Here is a 17279-nt window from a genome sequence, read left to right as displayed (position 1 = left end):
GGAACCGCCGCATGCGCATCGAGCCAGAGCAAGCGATCCAGAGCGCCGACCGGAGTCCCGACTGGCCGGAGCGGGCCACCCGCTGGGCCCAGATCACGCTGGCCGAGGACGACCCGCTGCACTTCGACGCGGACTTCTGGCTCGACCTGATGCGGGACAGCCGCTCCAACGCGACCTGCATCAGTGCCGGCGGCTACATCGCCTACTACCCGACCCAGCTGCAGTACCACTACCGCAGCAAGTACCTCGGCGACACCGACCCGTTCGGCACTCTCGTCGACGGCGCCCGCAAGCTCGGCATGAGCGTGATGGCCCGGGTCGATCCGCACGCGATCCACGCCGACGCGGCCGCGGCGCATCCGGAGTGGCTGGCCCGCGACAGCGACGGCAACGCGCTCGAGCACTGGGCCCACCCCAACATCTGGCTGACCTGCGCGTTCACCGGTTACCATCGCGAGTTCATCACCGAGGTGGCCCGCGAGATCGTCCGCGAGTACGACGTCGACGCGATCTTCGCCAACCGCTGGGAGGGCTACTACGGCATCTCCTACAGCGAGGCGGCGCGCAAGTCGTTCCGCGACGAGACCGGCCTCGAGCTGCCGGCCGGGGAGCACCAGGAGAACTGGCAGGAGTACGTCGTCTGGCGCCGTCGGCAACTGAGCCGGCTGGTCGGCATCTGGGACCAGGCGGTGCGCGACATCCGGCCGCACGCGCGCTTCATCCCGAACCTCGGCGCGCTGGCCGCCCGCGACCTGGACCGCGAGCTGGTCGAGAAGCACTACCCGATCTTCTTCATCGACAAGCAGGGCCGCTCCGGCATCGAGGCGCCTTGGGCGGCCGGCCGCAACGGCAAGCGCAACCGCGGCGTCTTCCCCGATCGCCCGGTGCGGCTGATCACCTCGGTCGGTCCCGAGCACCACCAGTACCGCTGGAAGGACTCGGTCGCCCCGGCGGAGGAGACGAAGACCTGGATCGTCGACGGCTTCGCGCAGGGTGCGTTGCCGTGGTTCACCAAGTTCAACGCGAGTGTGCCGGACCACCGGTGGGTCCCGCCGATCGTCGAGGCGTTCAACCTGCACGCCGAGGTCGAACCGGTGCTCGAGCCCCTGCGCATCACCGCCGAGGTCGCCTTGCTCGACCCGACCCGCGCGGGTCAGTTGCGGACGCCGGACGGCATCGGCCACGAGGACGGCTTCTACCAGGCGCTGGTCGAGGCCCGGGTCCCGTTCGAGTTCGTCTCCGACCAGGAGTTGTCAGCCGAACGCCTCAGCCCGTTCAAGGTGATCGTGCTCGCGAACGCCGAGCAGCTCGGCGACGACCAGCTCGCGGCGCTCACGGCGTACGTCGAGGCCGGCGGCTCGCTCGTCGCGGCGTACCAGACCTCCCTGTACGACGATCGCGGGCAGCTGCGCGACGACTTCGGTCTGGGCGACGTGCTCGGCGTTCACCTGGTCCAGCCCGCGCGACAGGTGAAGAACAACTACATCGCGCTGACCGGTGAGCACCGGCTCAACGAGGGATTCGACGGGACGACGCGGATCATCGGCGGCACGCACATCATCGACATCGACGCCGTCCCGGCCGCGCAGGTGCCGTTCCGGTTCATCCCGGACTTCCCCGATCTGCCGATGGAGGAGGTCTACCCGCGCGAGGCTCCGGACCGGCCCGCGGTGGTCTGCCGTGAGCACGACGGCGGCGGCCGGACCGTGTACTTCCCGTTCAACCTGGGCGCGATCTTCTGGGAGGCGCTCCAGGCCGACCACGGCCGGCTGGTCGCGAACGCGGTGGCATGGGCCCTGGGCAAGGATCCCGAGGTCACCGTGGAAGGCGCCGGGCTGGTCGATCTCGCCGTCCGGCGCGGCGAGGCCGAGGTGGCCGTTGCCCTGGTCAACCTGACCAACCCGATGGCGATGCGTGGCCCGATCCGGGAGACGCTGCCGTTGCCGCCGCAGACCGTGTCGGTCGCCGTACCGACCGATCGGCTGAAGGCGCGGCTGCTGGTCGCCGGAGTGGATGTCGAGGCAACGGTCGAGAACGGTCGCGCCGTGGTGACGATCCCGACCGCCGGCGTGCTGGAGATCGTGCACCTGGACTGGAGGTCGTGATGCGGATCGGCTTCGTCGGGCTCGGCGTGATGGGTACGCCGATGGCCGCCAACCTCGTTGCCGCGGGCCACGAGCTCGCGCTCTACCGCGGGCGGGAAGGGCTCGCCGGTCACCACTGCGAGTCGGCCGCCGACGCGGCGGAGCGGTCCGAGGTGGTGATCCTGATGCTGCCCGACACCCCGGACGTCGAGAACGCGTTGTTCGGACCGGACGGTGTTGCCGAGGGCCTCGAGCCCGGGACGCTGGTGATCGACATGAGCTCGATCTCGCCGACCGCGACCAAGACGTTCGCCGCGCGGATCGAGAAGCTGGGCTGCGACTACCTGGACGCGCCGGTCTCCGGCGGCGAGGTCGGCGCGCAGCAGGCTTCGCTGACGATCATGGTCGGCGGCCGGCCGGACGTCTTCGAGCGGGCCAAGCCTCTGTTCGAGGTGCTCGGCAAGAACATCACGCTGATCGGCGGGACCGGCGCCGGGCAGACCGCGAAGGTGGCCAACCAGATCGTGGTCGGGCTCACCATCGAGGCGGTCGCCGAGGCGCTGTTGTTCGCCGAGCGGGCCGGCGCCGATCCCGCCGTCGTCCGGAAGGCGTTGATGGGTGGCTTCGCGTCCTCGCGGATCCTCGAGCTGCACGGCGAGCGCATGGTCAACCAGACCTTCGACCCGGGCTTCCGGATCCGGCTGCATCGCAAGGACCTGATGCTGGCCGTCCAGGCCGCCGCCGAGCTCGACCTCGCGTTGCCGAACACCGCCGCGACGCAGCAACTGATGAACGCCGCGATCGCCGACGGCGACGGGGATCTGGATCATTCGGCGCTCTACAAGACGCTCCGGCGGTCGCCATGAGCGGCCTGTGGTGGCAGGAACCGTTCCGGATGTTCCAGACCAACCTGCGCGAGACCGACGCGGGCCTGGACGTCGAGGAGGTGCTGGACTACCTGGTGGAGTTCGGCGCGGACACCTGGCTGCTGAGCGTCGGCGGCATCCTGTCGAACTACCCGACCGACCTCGACTTCCAGACCCGCAATCCCTACCTCGCGCAGCGCGCGTCGGGCGATCTGGTCGGCGACGCGGTGAAGGCGGCCGGGCGGCGCGGGATCCGGGTGATGGGCCGGATGGACTTCTCCAAGATCGACCACCGCCGCGCCGAGCAGCATCCGGACTGGTGCTTCGTCGACGCGGCCGGTGATCCGCAGGTCTACAACGGCCTGACCAGCGTCTGCCCGAGCGGCGACTACTACCAGGTGAAGCTGTTCGAGGTGCTCGACGAGGTGCTCGACCGCTACCCGGTCGACGGCTTCTTCTGCAACTGGATGTCGTTCAACGAGGTCGACTACAGCCGGGTCTACCGCGGCGTCTGCCACTGCCTGGCCTGCACGCGCCGGTACGCCGCGTACGCGCCGGGCGAGACCCTGCCCGAGGGCAAGGATTCGCCGGGGTACGAGACCTGGCAGCGGTTCGCCCGGGACGTCCTCGCGGACCTGACCGGCCGGATCCGCGACCATCTCGCCGAGCGTCGTCCCGAAGCCCCGCTCGTGCTCGGCGATCGTGCCGACATCGTCTTCCACGAAGCGAACAACGCCGTCGGCCGGCCACTGTGGCACCACCGGACCAGTGAGCACGTCAGCGCCGCGAAGTCCTACCGGCCAGAGGTCCCGGTGCTGACCAACTCCGTGGCCTTCGTCGACATGCCGTACCGGATGGCCGGCGAGGAGCCGCACCACTTCGCGCAGTACCTGGTGCAGGCGATCGCGCGCGGAGCCAACCCGTCGACGTACATCATGGGGACGCCGAGGGACAACCCGTACGAGTGCCTCGCGGTGGCGGGGGAGTTGACCCGCTTCCATCGCGACCACCACGACGTCTACCGCGAGCTCGTGCCCGCGGCCGGGACGCTGCTGGTTCGGCCGGACCAGTTCAAGTCGGGCGCGACGGCGGAGTTCCAAGGGCTCTATCTCGCGCTGCTGCAGCGGCACGTCCCGTTCGACGTCCTGCCCGAGGAACGCCTTGGCGCCATCGACCTCGGCCGGTACGGCGTCGTCGTGCTGCCCGATCTGGGACCGCTCGCGCCGGAGATCGCGCCGGCGCTCGACCGGTACTGCGTGGCGGGCGGAGCAGTGGTTGCTACGGGCAACAGTGGCGTGGTGGCCGAGAAGATCCAGTTGCAGTGCCTGCCGGCGCGACGGCGATTGGCCAGCCACGACACCGAGGAATCTGTCCGGTCCTTGCATCTGCGCGACAACGGCAGCGACAGCGACGTGGTGCCGGTGGTTGGGCGCTTCAACGTCGTGGAACCGTCGCCGACCGCCGAGATCGGATGGAGAGCGCTCTCGCGGGCGCCGTACGGGCCGCCGGAGAAGTGTCACGGGCATCTGGAGCTGGAGCATCCGGGGCGGCTGCGGGCGCCGTACGGGCAGGGGCGGGCGGTGATGCTGCCGTGGACCGTCGGCCGGGGCTATCGCGAGGTAGGGCTGACCGCGCATCGAGAACTGGTGATCGCGGAGGTGCTCTGGGCCGGCGCCCAGCAGGTCGCGACCGGACTGCCCGAGCAGGTGGAGATCGTCCTGGGCCGGTCAGCGGCAGGCCGCGTGATCCACCTGCTGAACAGATCGGGGGACGCCGACCAGCGGTTCGCCGAACCGTTGCCGATCGGACCGAGCTGGTTGGAACTGCCTGATCCGGACGTCGCCGAGGTCCAGGCGCTGCGGGCCGGCGTACGGCTTCCCGTGGTGGACGGACGGGTGAAGCTGCCCGTCACCGAACGCTTCGAAGCCCTTGTCTTTTGACAAATTGTCAAACAACTATGCATGACCTCTTGACCGTCATGTATCGGAACCAAACAATGAAGCCACCCTGAGGAAGCGAGAGACCGTGATGACCGGACTGAATCGGCGAGGGTTCCTGAAGCTCGCCCTGGGTACGACGGCGGCAAGTCTGTCCGTGGCGGCAGTGACGGGCTGCGGTGGCAGCGGTGGAGGCGCCGAGGGCGGCGGCGGGGGCAAGACGACCCTGCGCTACGCCTGGTGGGGCAACACCATTCGCCAGCAGAACTACACCAAGGCGTTGCAGCAGTTCAGCTCCGCCAACGGCGACATCGCCATCGAGCCGGAGTTCGCCGAGTACAGCGCGTTCCAGGAGCGGATGACCACGCAGATCGCGGCTCGCGACGTCCCGGACATCTTCTGGATCGCCTCACCGCAGGTGCTGACCTACCACAAGAGCAAGCTGTACCGGAAGCTCGACGACGTGCCGACGCTGAACTGGGGCGACTACAGCAAGGAGGACCTGGAGACCTTCAAGCTGGGCGGCGAGCTGAACACGATGCCGTTCGCGATCTTCGTCCCGGTGATCCGCTACAACGAGACCGTCGCCAAGGCCGACGGCGTGACGTTGCCGGCCGTCGGCGCGGGCTGGAACTGGAACGCGCTCTCGGAGTTGCTGATCAGCTACAGCAAGGACAACCCGGGCAAGCGCAAGGGCACGCCGTACGCGCCGGACCACGACCTCACCTTCGAGGCCTGGCTGCGGCAGCGCGGTGAGCAACTGTGGACCGAGGACGGTCAGGTCGGCTTCACCGCCGACGGTCTGGGCAGCTGGCTCGACTGGTGGGAGAAGCTGCGCAAGGCCGGTGCCGCGCTGTCGCTCAGCGAGCAGGAGGGCATGGGACCGGACTGGGCCCAGGTCGGCAAGCGGGTGCTGCTGAACTTCGGCAACTCCAACCACATCATCGACGACGCGAAGATGTTCCCGCAGGACAAGTTCCGGCTGCGGCCGATGCCGGTCGACGCCGGTGCGGTCGAGGGGCACAAGTACCTGTACTTCCCGCGGATGGCGATGTACCAGCGCATCGACGACAGCAAGGTCGAAGCGGCCGGCAAGGTGCTCGACTACAACGTCAACAACCCCGACATGCTGAAGACGGTCCGGCTGACGATGGGCGCGCCGACGAACCCGAAGGTCGCCGAGCAGGCGGTCGCGTTCGCCAGCGCGGACGAGAAGGAGATGCTCGCGCTGGTCGCGGGCGAGCGGACCGCGCAGCGCAAGCCGCGCTACGAGGCGCCGCCCGGGTCGAGCACCTGGCGGACCACGATGGCCCGCGTCTGCGAGGAGATCGCGCTCGGCCGGACGTCCGTACCGGACGGGTCGAAGAAGCTGGTCGAGGAGATCTCGGCCGGCATCAAGCGGGCGCAGTGACGTGGCGATGCTGACCGACCAGGAGCGCCCGGTCGAGCAGCCACCGGTGGAGGCGCCGGCCACCAAGCGGCCGGCGTTCCACCTGAACCGGCAGGGCCGGGCCGCGCACGTCTTCCTGATCCCGTGGCAGCTCGGGTTCCTGCTGATCACCGCGGTCCCGCTGTTCGCCTCGCTGTACCTGGCCTTCACCGACTACGACATCCTCAACCCGCCGGAGTGGTCCGGGCTGGAGAACTTCCGGCGGATGGTCGACGACGACCAGTTCTGGGCCTCGGTCAAGGTCACGCTCGTGTACGTCGTGGTCTCGGTCCCGCTGCAGCTCGGCTTCGCGTTGCTGCTGGCCCTGATCCTGGACCGCGGGCTGAGCGGCCTGGCCTTCTACCGCAGCGCGTTCTACCTGCCGTCGTTGCTCGGCACGAGTGTCGCGATCGCCATTTTGTGGCGGGAGATCTTCGGTGACGCCGGACTGATCAACAAGGGGCTGGCGCTGATCGGGATCGACGGCGAGAGCTGGCTGCAGAATCCGAAAACCGCGCTGGCGACGCTGATCGTGCTGAACGTGTGGACGTTCGGGTCGCCGATGGTGATCTTCCTGGCCGGGCTGCGGCAGATCCCCGACGAGCTGTACGAGGCGGCGAAGGTGGACGGCGCGGGCGTGTGGCGCCAGTTCGCCCACGTCACCGTGCCGCTGCTGACGCCGATCATCTTCTTCAACCTGATCCTGCAGACGATCGGCGCGTTCCAGACCTTCACCCAGGCGCACATCATCAGCGGCGGCACCGGCGGCCCGGCGAACTCGACGCTGTTCTACACGCTCTACGTGTACCAGCAGGGTTTTGTTGCCTTCGACATGGGTTACGCCTCCGCGCTGGCGTGGGTGCTGATGGCGGTGATCGGCGTGGTCACCGCGCTGCACTTCCTGGCCTCCAAGTACTGGGTCTTCTACGGAGACAACTGATGACCGCCACCCTGACGCCAGCCCCCACCGCCGTCCTGAGGCAGCGCCGCTTCCGGTCCGCGCTCAAACACACCGGCCTGCTGGTGTTCGTCGCGTTCATGGTCTACCCGCTGGTCTGGATGGTGGTCAGCGCGTTCAAGCCGGCCGACCAGATCCTGACCGACCCCGGGCTGATCCCCAAGGACCTGACGCTGGACAACTTCAAGGACGGCTGGCACGCGCTGAACCGGCCGTTCTCGGTGTTCTTCCTGAACTCGCTGCTGGTCACCCTCGGCTCGATCGTGGGCAACCTGTTCAGCTGCTCGCTGACGGCCTACGCGCTGGCCCGGCTGCAGTTCCGGATGCGCAAGCTGTACTTCGCGATCACGCTGGCCTCGGTGATGCTGCCGTTCCACGTGCTGGTGATCCCGCAGTACATCTTCTTCTCGCAGTTCGACCTGGTGAACACCTACTGGCCGCTGCTGATCCCGAAGTTCCTGGCCACCGACGCGTTTTTCGTGTTCCTGATGGTGCAGTTCATCCGCACGCTGCCGCGCGAGCTCGACCGGGCCGCCTGGATCGACGGCGCGGGACCGTTCCTCACCTTCTGGTACGTCGTGCTGCCGCTGATGCGGCCGGCCCTGGTGACCACCACGATCTTCACCTTCATCTGGACCTGGAACGACTTCTTCGTACCGCTGATCTACCTGACCAGGACGCAGGTGTTCACCGTGCCGGTGGCGCTGAACTCGATGGTCGACTCCGAGACGCAGAGCGGGGTGGGCATGCTGTTCGCGATGTCGCTGCTGTCGTTGCTGCCGATCCTGGTCTTCTTCGCGTTCGCGCAGAAGTACCTGATCCGGGGCATCGCGACGACGGGACTCAAATGATCGTTGTGATCGGCAAGCATCGGCCGGACCTGGCCGAGCTGACCGACGTGGTGTTCGTGGACGGATGGTCGGGCATTCCGGACGACGTGGTCGCCTCGATGGAGGCGGTGATCGGGCGCGTGCCCGGCGACGTGCTGGCACGCGCTGCGAAGTTGCGGTGGGTGCACAGTCCGGCGGCCGGGGTCGACGCGGACCTGTCGCCGGAGATGCTCGCCTCGGACGTCGTCCTGACGTCGTCGGTCGGCAACGGCGCGATTCCGCTGGCCGAGCACGCGATGCTGCTGATGTTGATGCTCAACCGGGACGTCCCGCGGTGGATGCGGGCGCAGGCCGAGCACCGCTGGGATCGCTTCACCCATGGAGAACTGGCCGGGCTGACGCTGGGCATCTACGGGCTCGGAAACTCCGGTCTCGATCTCGCCCGGAAGGCGGAGGCGTTCCACCTGCGCGTGATCGGCGTACGGCGGCGGGCCGGCGAGCCTTCGCCGCACGTCGAGCAGGTGGACTTCGGCACCTTGCTCGAGCAGTCGGACTTCGTCGTGGTGACCGCGCCCAGTACGCCGCAGACGCTCGGGCGGTTCGGGGCGCCGGAGTTCGCGCGGATGAAGCGGTCGGCGTACTTCATCTGCATTTCGCGCGGGGGGATCGCGGATGACGACGCGTTGCTGAACGCGTTGCGGAGTGGGCAGATCGCGGGTGCCGGACTCGATGCGCACGGGGTCGAGCCGTTGCCGCCGCAGAGCGCGTTCTGGGATCTGCCGAACGTGATCGTGACGCCGCACAACGGCGCGACCAGCACCGGGACCGCCCGGCGTGGCGAGCAGATCGTGCGGGAGAACCTGCGACGCTTCCTGTCAGGGCAGGAACTGCTGAACGTGGTCGACAAGGCCGCGGGGTACTAGCCTTCGGGGACTCGCGCGGACTGGTTGACCAGTACACTTGCCTGACCATTCGTCCGGAAGGGGGTGCCCCGGGTGGGTACCGAATCGAGTCTCGAGCTCGGGCCGTCCTCGCTGACCGAGGCGCTCTACGAGTCGGTGCGCAAGCGCATCGTGAACGGCGACATCCCGCAGGGCGAGAAGCTCACCGAGGTCCGGCTGGCCGGCGAGTACAACGTGGCCCGGCCGACCGCGAAGGCCGTGCTGGAGCGGCTGACCGCGCTCGGCCTGCTGCGTCGTACGGCGCACAAGACCGCGGTCGTGCCGACGCTGGACGAGGACGAGATCCGCGACCTGTTCTTCAGCCGGGTGACGATCGAGAAGGCAGCCGTCTCCACGCTGGCCGGTGGCGGAGAAGTCCCGCCGGCCGCGGCGAAGGCCCAGGTCGCGATCGAGTACGCCGCCCGCGACCGCCTGTTCGAGAACCAGGTCGAGGCCGACATCGCCTTCCACACCGCCCTGGTCGCGGGCGTCGGCAGCCGCCGGTTGTCGCGGATGCACGAGCTGATCATCGGCGAGGTGCACCTGACGATGGGCCAGTACAAGGCCCACCGCACCGCGAACCCGTCGAACGTCGCCGCCGAGCACGCCGCGATCCTGCAGGCGATCGAGGCCGCGGACCCGGCCGCCGCGGCCGAGCACATGGCCTACCACCTCGAACAGGCCCAGAGCCGCTTGCTCAGCTCGTTGCAGAAGGACTGACTTCAAGGCATTGACGCCTGCTGCCGCCGGCGGGATCGTCGGTAGGGAAGAGGTCCGGCAGTTCGTCCGGGGGTGATCGGGCGCTGGTCTGTGGGGGAGTGGTTCTCGCGCTGTGCCGGGAACTGCCGGTCGGGCGGGTGCCTGGGGGGCCGGCCGGTGGTGTGGTGCCCGCACGGCGGTGGAGGAAGTCATGGGCGAGTACACGATCGAGGACCTGCGGGCACGAACCCGCGGCGCGGTGATCACGGACGGCGATCCGGCCTACGACCAGGCGCGCACGGTCTACAACGCGATGATCGACAAGCACCCGCGGGTGGTGGTGCGGTGCGAGAACGCCGGCGACGTGATGGCGACGGTCGGCTTCGCGACGGCGAACGGGCTGGAGCTGGCGGTCCGGGGTGGATCGCACAGCGTGCCCGGGTTCGGCACCGTCGACGACGGCGTGGTCTGCGACCTCGGCGCGATGCGCGCGGTCCGGGTCGATCCGGTCACCCGGACGGCGCGGGCGCTCGGCGGTGCGACCTGGGGCGACTTCAACGCCGCGACCCACGCGTTCGGGCTGGCGACCACCGGCGGCATCATCTCGACCACCGGCGTTGGCGGTCTGACCCTCGGCGGCGGTATCGGCTACCTGGCCCGCGGCCTCGGGCTGTCCTGCGACAACCTGATCTCGGCCGACGTGGTGACCGCCGACGGGCAGTTCCTGATCGCCAGCGAGAAGGACCACGAGGACCTGTTCTGGGCGCTGCGCGGTGGCGGCGGCAACTTCGGCGTGGTGACCGCGCTGGAGTTCCGGCTGGAGCCGGTCGACCAGGTGTACGGCGGGCCGATGCTGTTCGAGATGTCGGACGCGGCCGCCGTACTGGCCGGGTTCCGGGATCTGATCAAGGACGCGGACGAGGAACTGGGCGGGTTCCCGGCGTTCCAGCTCGCGCCGCCGCTGCCGTTCATCCCCGAGGACCGCCACGGCGACTGCTTCTGCCTGATCGTTGGTTGCTGGGCCGGTGACCTGTCCGCGGGGGAGGCGCAGATCGCCCGGTTCCGGGAGTTCGCGCCGGTGGTGGCCGAGCAGGTCGGCGCGATGCCCTACCCGGCGCTGAACTCGGCGTTCGACGCCCTGGTGCCGCCCGGTCTGCAGCACTACTGGAAGGCGAACTTCGTTTCCGAACTGACCGACGACGCGATCCAGGCACACCTGCGGCACGCGCCCGGACTGCCGGCGGTGAACTCGACCGTGCACATCTACCCGATCGACGGTGCCTGCCACCGCGTGCCGGCCGACGCGACGGCGTTCGCGTACCGGGACGCGAACTTCGCCACGGTGATCGCCGGGATGTGGCCGGACCCGGCCCAGAACACCGCGAACGTCGATTGGGTCAAGCAGTACTACGCCGACGTCGCGCCGCACTCCGAGGCCGGCGGCTACGTGAACTTCATGGCCGGCGACGACCAGGGGCGGATCGCGGACAACTACAAGGGCAACTACGACCGGCTGGTGGAGGTGAAGCGCAAGTACGACCCCGGCAACGTGTTCCACCTCAACCAGAACATCGCGCCTTAGCCGTTGTCCCAGATCATCGCCTGCGCGGTGCCGACGCGGGTGAAGCGGGCCCGGGGGAAGACCTCGGCGTACACGGAGTCGAACTGCGCGCGGCTGAGGTAGCGGTCGCTGACCCGGTGGTCGAGCCACGGGCCGGTCGACAGCTGGAAGATCTCCCAGGCCTCGCGGGCGTCGCGGCGAACGAGGTTGCGCAGCAGCCTGCGCACCTCGTTGCCGTACAGGCGCCAGCGAGGGTTGGCCGCGCGGGGCGAGACGGTGTCGACCAGGACGGCACGGCCGCCGGGGTTCACCAGCTGCCTGATCCTGGTCAGTGCCTCCGGCAAGTTGTCGACATGGTGCAAAGTGGCCACGCTGAGCACGAAGTCGTAGTTGCCGTCGATGTCGCGCAGGTCGCTTTCCAGGTAGGAGATGTTGCTCCGGGCCCGTTTCCGGCGGGCGAGGCGGATCATCGCGCCGGACAGGTCGACGGCGTCCACCTGCGCGAAGTGCTCCGCCAGGACGACAGCGTGCCGGCCGGCGCCGCAGCCGAGATCGAGCGCGCGTGCGGTACGGCGTACCGGCTTCGGCAGGACCGAGGGGAGCCACGCGCCGATGTGATCGGCGGTCAGCTCCCCGAGCCGGTCGTAACGCTCGGCCAGGCGCTCGAACGACTGGGCTTCGTGTCTTTTCTCCACGAAGGTGCGACGCCTGCTGTCGCCGAGTCGTTGGCCCGTCCCGGAAGCGGATGTCGAACTCCGCTCACCGGCGGCGACGGCGTTCAGGCCTTCGGTGCCAGCTTGTGTACGACGATGCCGGACTTGAAGGTGGTGGTGTCGAGCAGCTCGAGGTGGGTCGCGGCCAGGTCCTGGCCCTCGAACATCTTCTGGCCGGCGGCGACGACCGGGAAGATCCAGAAGTGGTACTCGTCGACCAACTTGTTCTCCAGCAGGGTGCGGGACAGCTCGCCGGTGCCGAACTTGAGCAGGTCGCCGCCCTCGGTCTCCTTGAGCTTGCGGACCGCGTCGGCGGTGTCGCCCTGGAGCAGCTCGGCGTTCCAGGTGGTCTCGGTGAGCGTCCGCGAGGCGACGTACTTCGGCATGGAGTTGAACTTGTCGGTGTACGGGTCGCCGCTGCGCCCCGACCAAACCTCGGCGAAGGCCTCGTAGGTCTCCCGGCCCAGGAGCAGCGCCTCGGTGTTCTCCATCAGCTTCATGCTGTAGCCGGAGTGCTCGTCGTCCCAGTACGGCGCGCTCCACAGGTGCGGGTCGGAGATGACGCCGTTGAGGGTGACGAAGGTGCTCTCGATGATTTTGCGCATGGCAGTGATCCTTTCGTGGATGCCGGTCAGGTCAGGCGTGGTACGGGGAGTGCAGACGGGCCGTGCGCAGTGCTTCGGCCCACCAGATCAGTTGGTCCAGGGTGGTCTTGACGGAGTCCTCGTAGCCGGAGCCCGGCCGGGGCCAGCTGCCGTCGGCGGAGAACTGTTCCCAGTAGCAGGGCAGGGCGACGGTGTTGCGGATGGCGACGGCGTGCAGCTCGGTGAAGACCTGCCGCAGCTGTCCCGCGGCGTACAGGCCACCGGTCTCGCGGCCGTAGCTGACGATGGCGACCGGCTTGGCGTGCCACTCCTCGTAGTACCAGTCCAGTGCCGTCTTCAGTGGTGCGGGGAAGCTGCTGTTGTACTCCGGCGTCACCACGACGAACGCGTCGGCAGCCGCCAGCCGCGGAGCCAGTGCGGCGACCTCGGCGGGCGTCGGCTCGTCGGTGTCGGTCAGTGTGGCCGGCAGGTTCGCCGTGGCCAGGTCGACCAGGTCGAGGTCGAGCTCCGGCCGTTTGGCCGCCTGCTGGGTGAACCAGTTGGCCACTGTGGGGCCGAAGCGCCCGGTCCGGGTGCTGGCGACGATCACCGCGATGTTCAGTCTCATGTCCACCTCCGCTCAGTTGGTGAAGACTCTGCCGGAGGGTGTTTACGGTTTCTTTCCGCTCGGTGAGGACCGGACCGAAAGATAGGGTGCCGCCATGCGATTCGGGGTGCTCGGGCCGGTGACGGCGTGGACGGACAGCGGTGAGCCCGTCACCGTGCCCGGTCTGAAGGTGCGGGCGCTGCTGGCCGATCTGCTGCTGCACGAAGGCCGCCCGGTGCCGGCCGACCGGCTGCTGGACGACCTGTGGGGCGACGACCTGCCGGGCAACCCGTCCGGCACGCTGTCGGCGAAGGTGTCCCAGCTGCGACGGGCCTTCGAGGACGCCGAGCCTGGTTCGCGGGCGCTGGTGATGTCCGGCCCGGCCGGCTACTCGCTCAAGGTCGACAGTGCGACGTACGACGCGCTGCAGTTCGCGGAGTACCTGGAGCAAGGCCGGCTGGAGGAGGCGCTCGCGCTGTGGCGCGGCCCGGCGTACGCGGACTTCGCGGACGAGGCCTTCACCGAGACGACCGTGGCCCGGCTGAACGAGCAGCGGCTGGCGGCGCAGGAGGAGTTCCACACCGACGTCAGCGTGCTGGCAGATCTGGTGGCTCAGCATCCGTTGCGGGAGCGGCTCAGGGCTGCGCACATCAAGGCGTTGTACCGAGCGGGCCGGCAGAGCGAGGCCCTGGCGAGCTACGAGCAGCTGCGGGTGCTGCTGGCGGACGAGCTGGGCCTGGACCCGAGTCCGGAGCTGGTGGAGCTGCACCGGTCGGTGCTGACTCAGGAGCTGCCGCAACTGCCGAAGCGGCGGAGCAATCTGCCTGCTCAGCTCACCGATCTGATCGGCCGGGACGAGTCGCTGGACGAGATCGGCCGGCGGCTGTCGGAGGAGCGGCTTGTCACGCTGACCGGTCCCGGTGGGGTCGGCAAGACCCGCTTGGCGATCGCTGCGGCCACTGAGGCGGCTGGGCGTTTCCGGGACGGCGTGACGCTGGTCGAGCTGGCAGGCATCGCCCCTGACGCACTGGACCTTGCTGGGTCCCTAACTGACGCGCTGCAGGTCGCGCTGGACTTGCGAGACGCGGGCGGTGGAGATGTCGTCGACCACCTGGCCGACGTACTGGGGGAGCGGCTGCTGGTGCTGGACAACTGCGAGCACGTGATCACCGAGGTTGCCGCGCTGACTGATCGTCTGCTGGCTTCTGCTCCACGGCTGCGAGTGCTTGCGACCAGTCGGGAGCCGTTGGGGCTGACGGGCGAAGCCGTCTGGCATGTGCCGACGCTGGCGGTGCCGTCGCTGGGTGACTCGGTCGATGCGTTGCGGGAGTCGTCTGCTGTGCAGCTGTTCGTTGCTCGGGCCGTCGCGGCCGATCGCGCGTTCGAGCTCAACGAACGCAATGCGTCTGCGGTGTCAGTGCTGTGCCGGCGGCTCGACGGGATCCCGCTGGCGCTGGAATTGGCAGCGACGCGCGTCCGGGCGCTGGGCGTCGACGGACTGGTCGCCCGGCTCGACGACCGGTTCCGGCTGCTGGCGACCGGACATCGTGGGGCCGCGCCTCGGCAGCAGACGCTGATGGCGATGATCGACTGGTCCTGGGAGCTGCTCAGCCCGGACGAACAGGTCGTCCTGCGACGCCTCGCCGTCCACGCTGACGGCTGTACGCCGGAGGCTGCCGAGGCGGTCTGCGGGGTGGACGTGCTCGACGTACTGGTTCGCCTGGTCGACCGGTCTCTCGTCGTACCGGTTCCTGGGGCTGATGGCATGCGCTACCGGCTGCTGGAGTCCGTAGCGGCGTACTGCGTGGACAAGCTGCACCGGGCCGGCGAGTACGAGTCTGTGCGCGAGCGACACCGGCAGTACTACGTAGAGCTGGCTTCGTCGGCGTCCACTCACCTGTACGGCGCTGAGCAGGGTGTGTGGTTGCAGCGCCTGGATGACGAGTCGGGCAATCTTCGCAGCGCGCTGGACGGTGCTCTCGCGGCGGGCGACGACGTACTGGCTCAGCGGCTGGTGTGTTCGCTGGGCTGGTACTGGTTCCTGCGCGGGCGATTCGCCGAGGCTCGGCGGTCGTTCGAGGCTGTGCCGGAGACGCCTGAGGTGGCGGCGTGGCTGGCGGGCTACATGTATCTGCACGGGGACGCCGAGGCCACGGCCGTGCGCGACCGGTGCAGGTCCGAGGTCGAGCCGCGGTCGGTGCTGTGGATGGCCTTGCACTGCAGCGATTCGGGTGATCTGTCGCAGGCGATGGCGATGCTGGAACAGTGCTTGACGTCGTTCGAGCAGTCCGGTGACCGGTGGGGTATCGCTGCGACGCTGGCCGCGCGGGCGAAGCATGCACATGTCCGGACCGATCTGGAGGCGCTGCGGCACGATGCCGGCGAGAGTGCTCGGCTGTTCCGGGCTCTTGGCGACCGGTGGGGTCAGCTGCAGGCCCTCGGCTGGCTCGGATCGCACGCGGAGCTGGTCGGCGACTTCCGGGGCGCGGTAAAGCTTCACACCGAGGCGCTGCGGATGGCGGAGGAGCTCGGGCTGTGGCCGGACGTCGCGGGCGAGTACGGCTGGCTCGGCTGGACCGCCGTACGGGAAGGTGACTACGCGCAGGCGACGGCGTACGGGGAGAAGGCGTTCCAGGTCGCGATCGAGCAGGGGCACCGGCCGCTGGAGTCGCTCGGTGCGCTGGTGCTGGGCTTCGCGGCGCGGCGCAGTGGGGACTTCGACGTCGCGGAGAAGCGGCTGCAGGCGCTGATCGACGAGGCCCGAGGGCAGGACGACTCGGCGCTGTACCTGCCCATGGTGCTCGACGAGCTCGGCTTGCTGCTGGAGCAGCGGGGTGAGCTGGCCGCCGCACGAGCGCTGCATGTGGAGGCGTACGAGCTGTGCGCCGGGCAGGGCGCACGCAGGTCGATGGCCTGGTCACTGGAGGGCATCGCCGGGACGCTGACCTCCAGTACGCCGGCGGTCGCTGCGCGGCTGCTCGGAGCAGCTGCGGTGGCGCAGGAAGTCGAGGGCATCCCGGTCACGCCGGCGGAGACAGCTGACACGCAGCGAATCGCCGAGGCGACCCGTGCGGCGCTGGGGGAGCAGTACGACGCGCAGTACGCGGCTGGGCGGTTGCTGACGCTGGAAGAGGCCTTCGAACTCGTGTCAGACGTATAGGTCGCCGGTCAGGTATTTGAGTCCGGTGTCGGCGGCAACAGTGACGACTGTCTGGTCCGGAGTCAGCTCGGTCGCCAGCTGGATCGCGCCGAGGATGTTGAGTGCTGACGAGGTGCCGGCGAAGACACCGTCGCGCTGAGCGAGCTGCTTGACCAGCTGACGGGCTTCGGCCTCGTCGACCGCCCGGGCTTCGTCGTACGCGCCAGGTGTGAGCAGGGGCGGGACGATGCCAGTAGCGAGCCCTTCGACGCGGTGCGGGCCGCCGTACCCGCTGGTGAGCATGGGGGAGCTGGTCGGCTCGAGTGCGACGAGTCTGCCGGTGCTGGGACGGATCGTCTGGCCGACGCCGACCAGGAGCCCACCGGTGCCGACTCCTGCGGTGAACACGTCGACGGCCGGGAGCTCGGCGAGCAGTTCTTTGCCGAGCAACCGATAGCCCCGCAGGGCGTCGGTGTTGTTGAACTGGTCCGTCCAGAAGGCGTTGTCGCGCTCGACGACGCGATCCACCTCGTGGCGCATTCTGACGAACAGGTCCGGGGTGATGCGCCCGTTCTCGCTCGGCACGACGATCAGGTCGGCGCCGAACGCCCGGATCGTGCGCAGCTTCTCCTCGGCGAAGGCGTCGGACGACACCACCGTCAGCGGGTAGCCCTTGACCGCGCAGACGAACGCCAGCGACGAGCCGGTACTGCCGCCGGTGAACTCGACGACGCGCTGACCTGGCCGCAGTACGCCGCTGGCCTCGGCGCCCTCGATCATCGCCAGCGCCATCCGGTCCTTGTAGCTGCCGGTCGGGTTGCCGCCCTCCAGCTTGACCAGCACCTGTGCGGCGCCGGCGGGCACGGTGTGACGCAGGCGGACGAGCGGAGTCGCGCCGATCGCTTCGAGTGCCGAGGGCAGGATCATCTTG

14 protein-coding genes are annotated in these 17279 nt (G+C 68.9%); 10 read left to right on the top strand and 4 right to left on the bottom strand.

Features of this window, described 5'->3' with window-relative positions:
• Positions 1 to 11: 11 nt before the first annotated feature.
• From BWI15_RS14085 to BWI15_RS14045, 9 genes are all read left to right on the top strand, one after another.
• Entirely contained in the window at positions 12 to 2105 is a 2094-nt protein-coding gene (locus BWI15_RS14085; protein WP_077014741.1) for an alpha-amylase family protein, read from the top strand.
• Complete coding sequence (locus BWI15_RS14080; protein WP_077014740.1) at positions 2105 to 2950, top strand: 2-hydroxy-3-oxopropionate reductase; 846 nt, start codon at positions 2105 to 2107, stop codon at positions 2948 to 2950. The genes BWI15_RS14085 and BWI15_RS14080 overlap by 1 nt, the downstream gene beginning before the upstream one ends.
• Complete coding sequence (locus tag BWI15_RS14075; protein ID WP_077014739.1) at positions 2947 to 4890, top strand: alpha-amylase family protein; 1944 nt, start codon at positions 2947 to 2949, stop codon at positions 4888 to 4890. The genes BWI15_RS14080 and BWI15_RS14075 overlap by 4 nt, the downstream gene beginning before the upstream one ends.
• 88 nt (positions 4891 to 4978) lie before the next feature.
• On the top strand, positions 4979 to 6298 hold the full coding sequence (locus BWI15_RS14070) for an ABC transporter substrate-binding protein (protein ID WP_077014738.1): 1320 nt from the start codon (positions 4979 to 4981) through the stop codon (positions 6296 to 6298).
• Positions 6299 to 6305: 7 nt separating this feature from the next.
• A complete protein-coding gene (locus BWI15_RS14065) occupies positions 6306 to 7256 on the top strand; it encodes a carbohydrate ABC transporter permease (RefSeq protein ID WP_193432158.1) in 951 nt (316 codons plus the stop codon).
• A complete protein-coding gene (locus BWI15_RS14060) occupies positions 7256 to 8125 on the top strand; it encodes a carbohydrate ABC transporter permease (protein WP_077014736.1) in 870 nt (289 codons plus the stop codon). Before BWI15_RS14065 ends, BWI15_RS14060 begins: the two co-directional genes overlap by 1 nt.
• Positions 8122 to 9027 carry a D-2-hydroxyacid dehydrogenase gene (locus BWI15_RS14055; protein WP_077014735.1) on the top strand — a complete coding sequence of 302 codons (906 nt, stop codon included), beginning with the start codon at positions 8122 to 8124 and terminating at the stop codon, positions 9025 to 9027. The genes BWI15_RS14060 and BWI15_RS14055 overlap by 4 nt, the downstream gene beginning before the upstream one ends.
• A 72-nt stretch (positions 9028 to 9099) precedes the next feature.
• A complete protein-coding gene (locus tag BWI15_RS14050; RefSeq protein ID WP_077014734.1) occupies positions 9100 to 9765 on the top strand; it encodes a GntR family transcriptional regulator in 666 nt (221 codons plus the stop codon).
• Between the two features lie 190 nt (positions 9766 to 9955).
• Complete coding sequence (locus BWI15_RS14045) at positions 9956 to 11326, top strand: FAD-binding oxidoreductase (protein ID WP_077014733.1); 1371 nt, start codon at positions 9956 to 9958, stop codon at positions 11324 to 11326.
• On the opposite strand, the gene BWI15_RS14040 is transcribed toward BWI15_RS14045, so the two are convergent.
• The 3 genes from BWI15_RS14040 to BWI15_RS14030 all read right to left on the bottom strand — a co-directional run bounded on the left by BWI15_RS14040 (position 11323) and on the right by BWI15_RS14030 (position 13230).
• A complete protein-coding gene (locus BWI15_RS14040; RefSeq protein WP_077014732.1) occupies positions 11323 to 12000 on the bottom strand; it encodes a class I SAM-dependent methyltransferase in 678 nt (225 codons plus the stop codon). The two genes, BWI15_RS14045 and BWI15_RS14040, sit on opposite strands and share 4 nt — an antisense overlap.
• A gap of 83 nt (positions 12001 to 12083) precedes the next feature.
• Positions 12084 to 12623, bottom strand: coding sequence for a dihydrofolate reductase family protein (locus BWI15_RS14035; RefSeq protein ID WP_077014731.1), 540 nt, complete (start codon positions 12621 to 12623; stop codon positions 12084 to 12086).
• Positions 12624 to 12654: 31 nt separating this feature from the next.
• The gene (locus BWI15_RS14030; RefSeq protein WP_077014730.1) at positions 12655 to 13230 is read right to left on the bottom strand and encodes an NADPH-dependent FMN reductase; all 576 of its coding nucleotides are present in this window, start codon (positions 13228 to 13230) and stop codon (positions 12655 to 12657) included.
• Between the two features lie 94 nt (positions 13231 to 13324).
• On the opposite strand from BWI15_RS14030, the gene BWI15_RS14025 reads away from it, so the two are divergent.
• On the top strand, positions 13325 to 16369 hold the full coding sequence (locus BWI15_RS14025) for an ATP-binding protein (protein ID WP_077014729.1): 3045 nt from the start codon (positions 13325 to 13327) through the stop codon (positions 16367 to 16369).
• Here the strand turns inward: BWI15_RS14025 and BWI15_RS14020 are convergent.
• Positions 16358 to 17275 (bottom strand): PLP-dependent cysteine synthase family protein, encoded by a 918-nt coding sequence (locus BWI15_RS14020; protein WP_077014728.1) that lies wholly within the window; start codon positions 17273 to 17275, stop codon positions 16358 to 16360. The genes BWI15_RS14025 and BWI15_RS14020 overlap by 12 nt on opposite strands.
• Positions 17276 to 17279: the final 4 nt, after the last annotated feature.

Source organism: Kribbella sp. ALI-6-A, from assembly GCF_001984195.1.
Taxonomy (GTDB): domain Bacteria; phylum Actinomycetota; class Actinomycetes; order Propionibacteriales; family Kribbellaceae; genus Kribbella.
Note: the sequence above shows the minus strand (reverse complement) of the source record. Positions and strands in the feature narration are given on the sequence as shown.

Bases quoted from the DNA above. Each gene is read 5' to 3' on its own strand.
- BWI15_RS14085 (WP_077014741.1), top strand. From the start codon at position 12: ATGCGCATCGAGCCAGAGCAAGCGATCCAGAGCGCCGACCGGAGTCCC.
- BWI15_RS14080 (WP_077014740.1), top strand. From the start codon at position 2,105: ATGCGGATCGGCTTCGTCGGGCTCGGCGTGATGGGTACGCCGATGGCC.
- BWI15_RS14075 (WP_077014739.1), top strand. From the start codon at position 2,947: ATGAGCGGCCTGTGGTGGCAGGAACCGTTCCGGATGTTCCAGACCAAC.
- BWI15_RS14070 (WP_077014738.1), top strand. From the start codon at position 4,979: ATGACCGGACTGAATCGGCGAGGGTTCCTGAAGCTCGCCCTGGGTACG.
- BWI15_RS14065 (WP_193432158.1), top strand. From the start codon at position 6,306: ATGCTGACCGACCAGGAGCGCCCGGTCGAGCAGCCACCGGTGGAGGCG.
- BWI15_RS14060 (WP_077014736.1), top strand. From the start codon at position 7,256: ATGACCGCCACCCTGACGCCAGCCCCCACCGCCGTCCTGAGGCAGCGC.
- BWI15_RS14055 (WP_077014735.1), top strand. From the start codon at position 8,122: ATGATCGTTGTGATCGGCAAGCATCGGCCGGACCTGGCCGAGCTGACC.
- BWI15_RS14045 (WP_077014733.1), top strand. From the start codon at position 9,956: ATGGGCGAGTACACGATCGAGGACCTGCGGGCACGAACCCGCGGCGCG.
- BWI15_RS14035 (WP_077014731.1), bottom strand. From the start codon at position 12,623: ATGCGCAAAATCATCGAGAGCACCTTCGTCACCCTCAACGGCGTCATC.
- BWI15_RS14030 (WP_077014730.1), bottom strand. From the start codon at position 13,230: ATGAGACTGAACATCGCGGTGATCGTCGCCAGCACCCGGACCGGGCGC.
- BWI15_RS14025 (WP_077014729.1), top strand. From the start codon at position 13,325: ATGCGATTCGGGGTGCTCGGGCCGGTGACGGCGTGGACGGACAGCGGT.
- BWI15_RS14020 (WP_077014728.1), bottom strand. From the start codon at position 17,275: ATGATCCTGCCCTCGGCACTCGAAGCGATCGGCGCGACTCCGCTCGTC.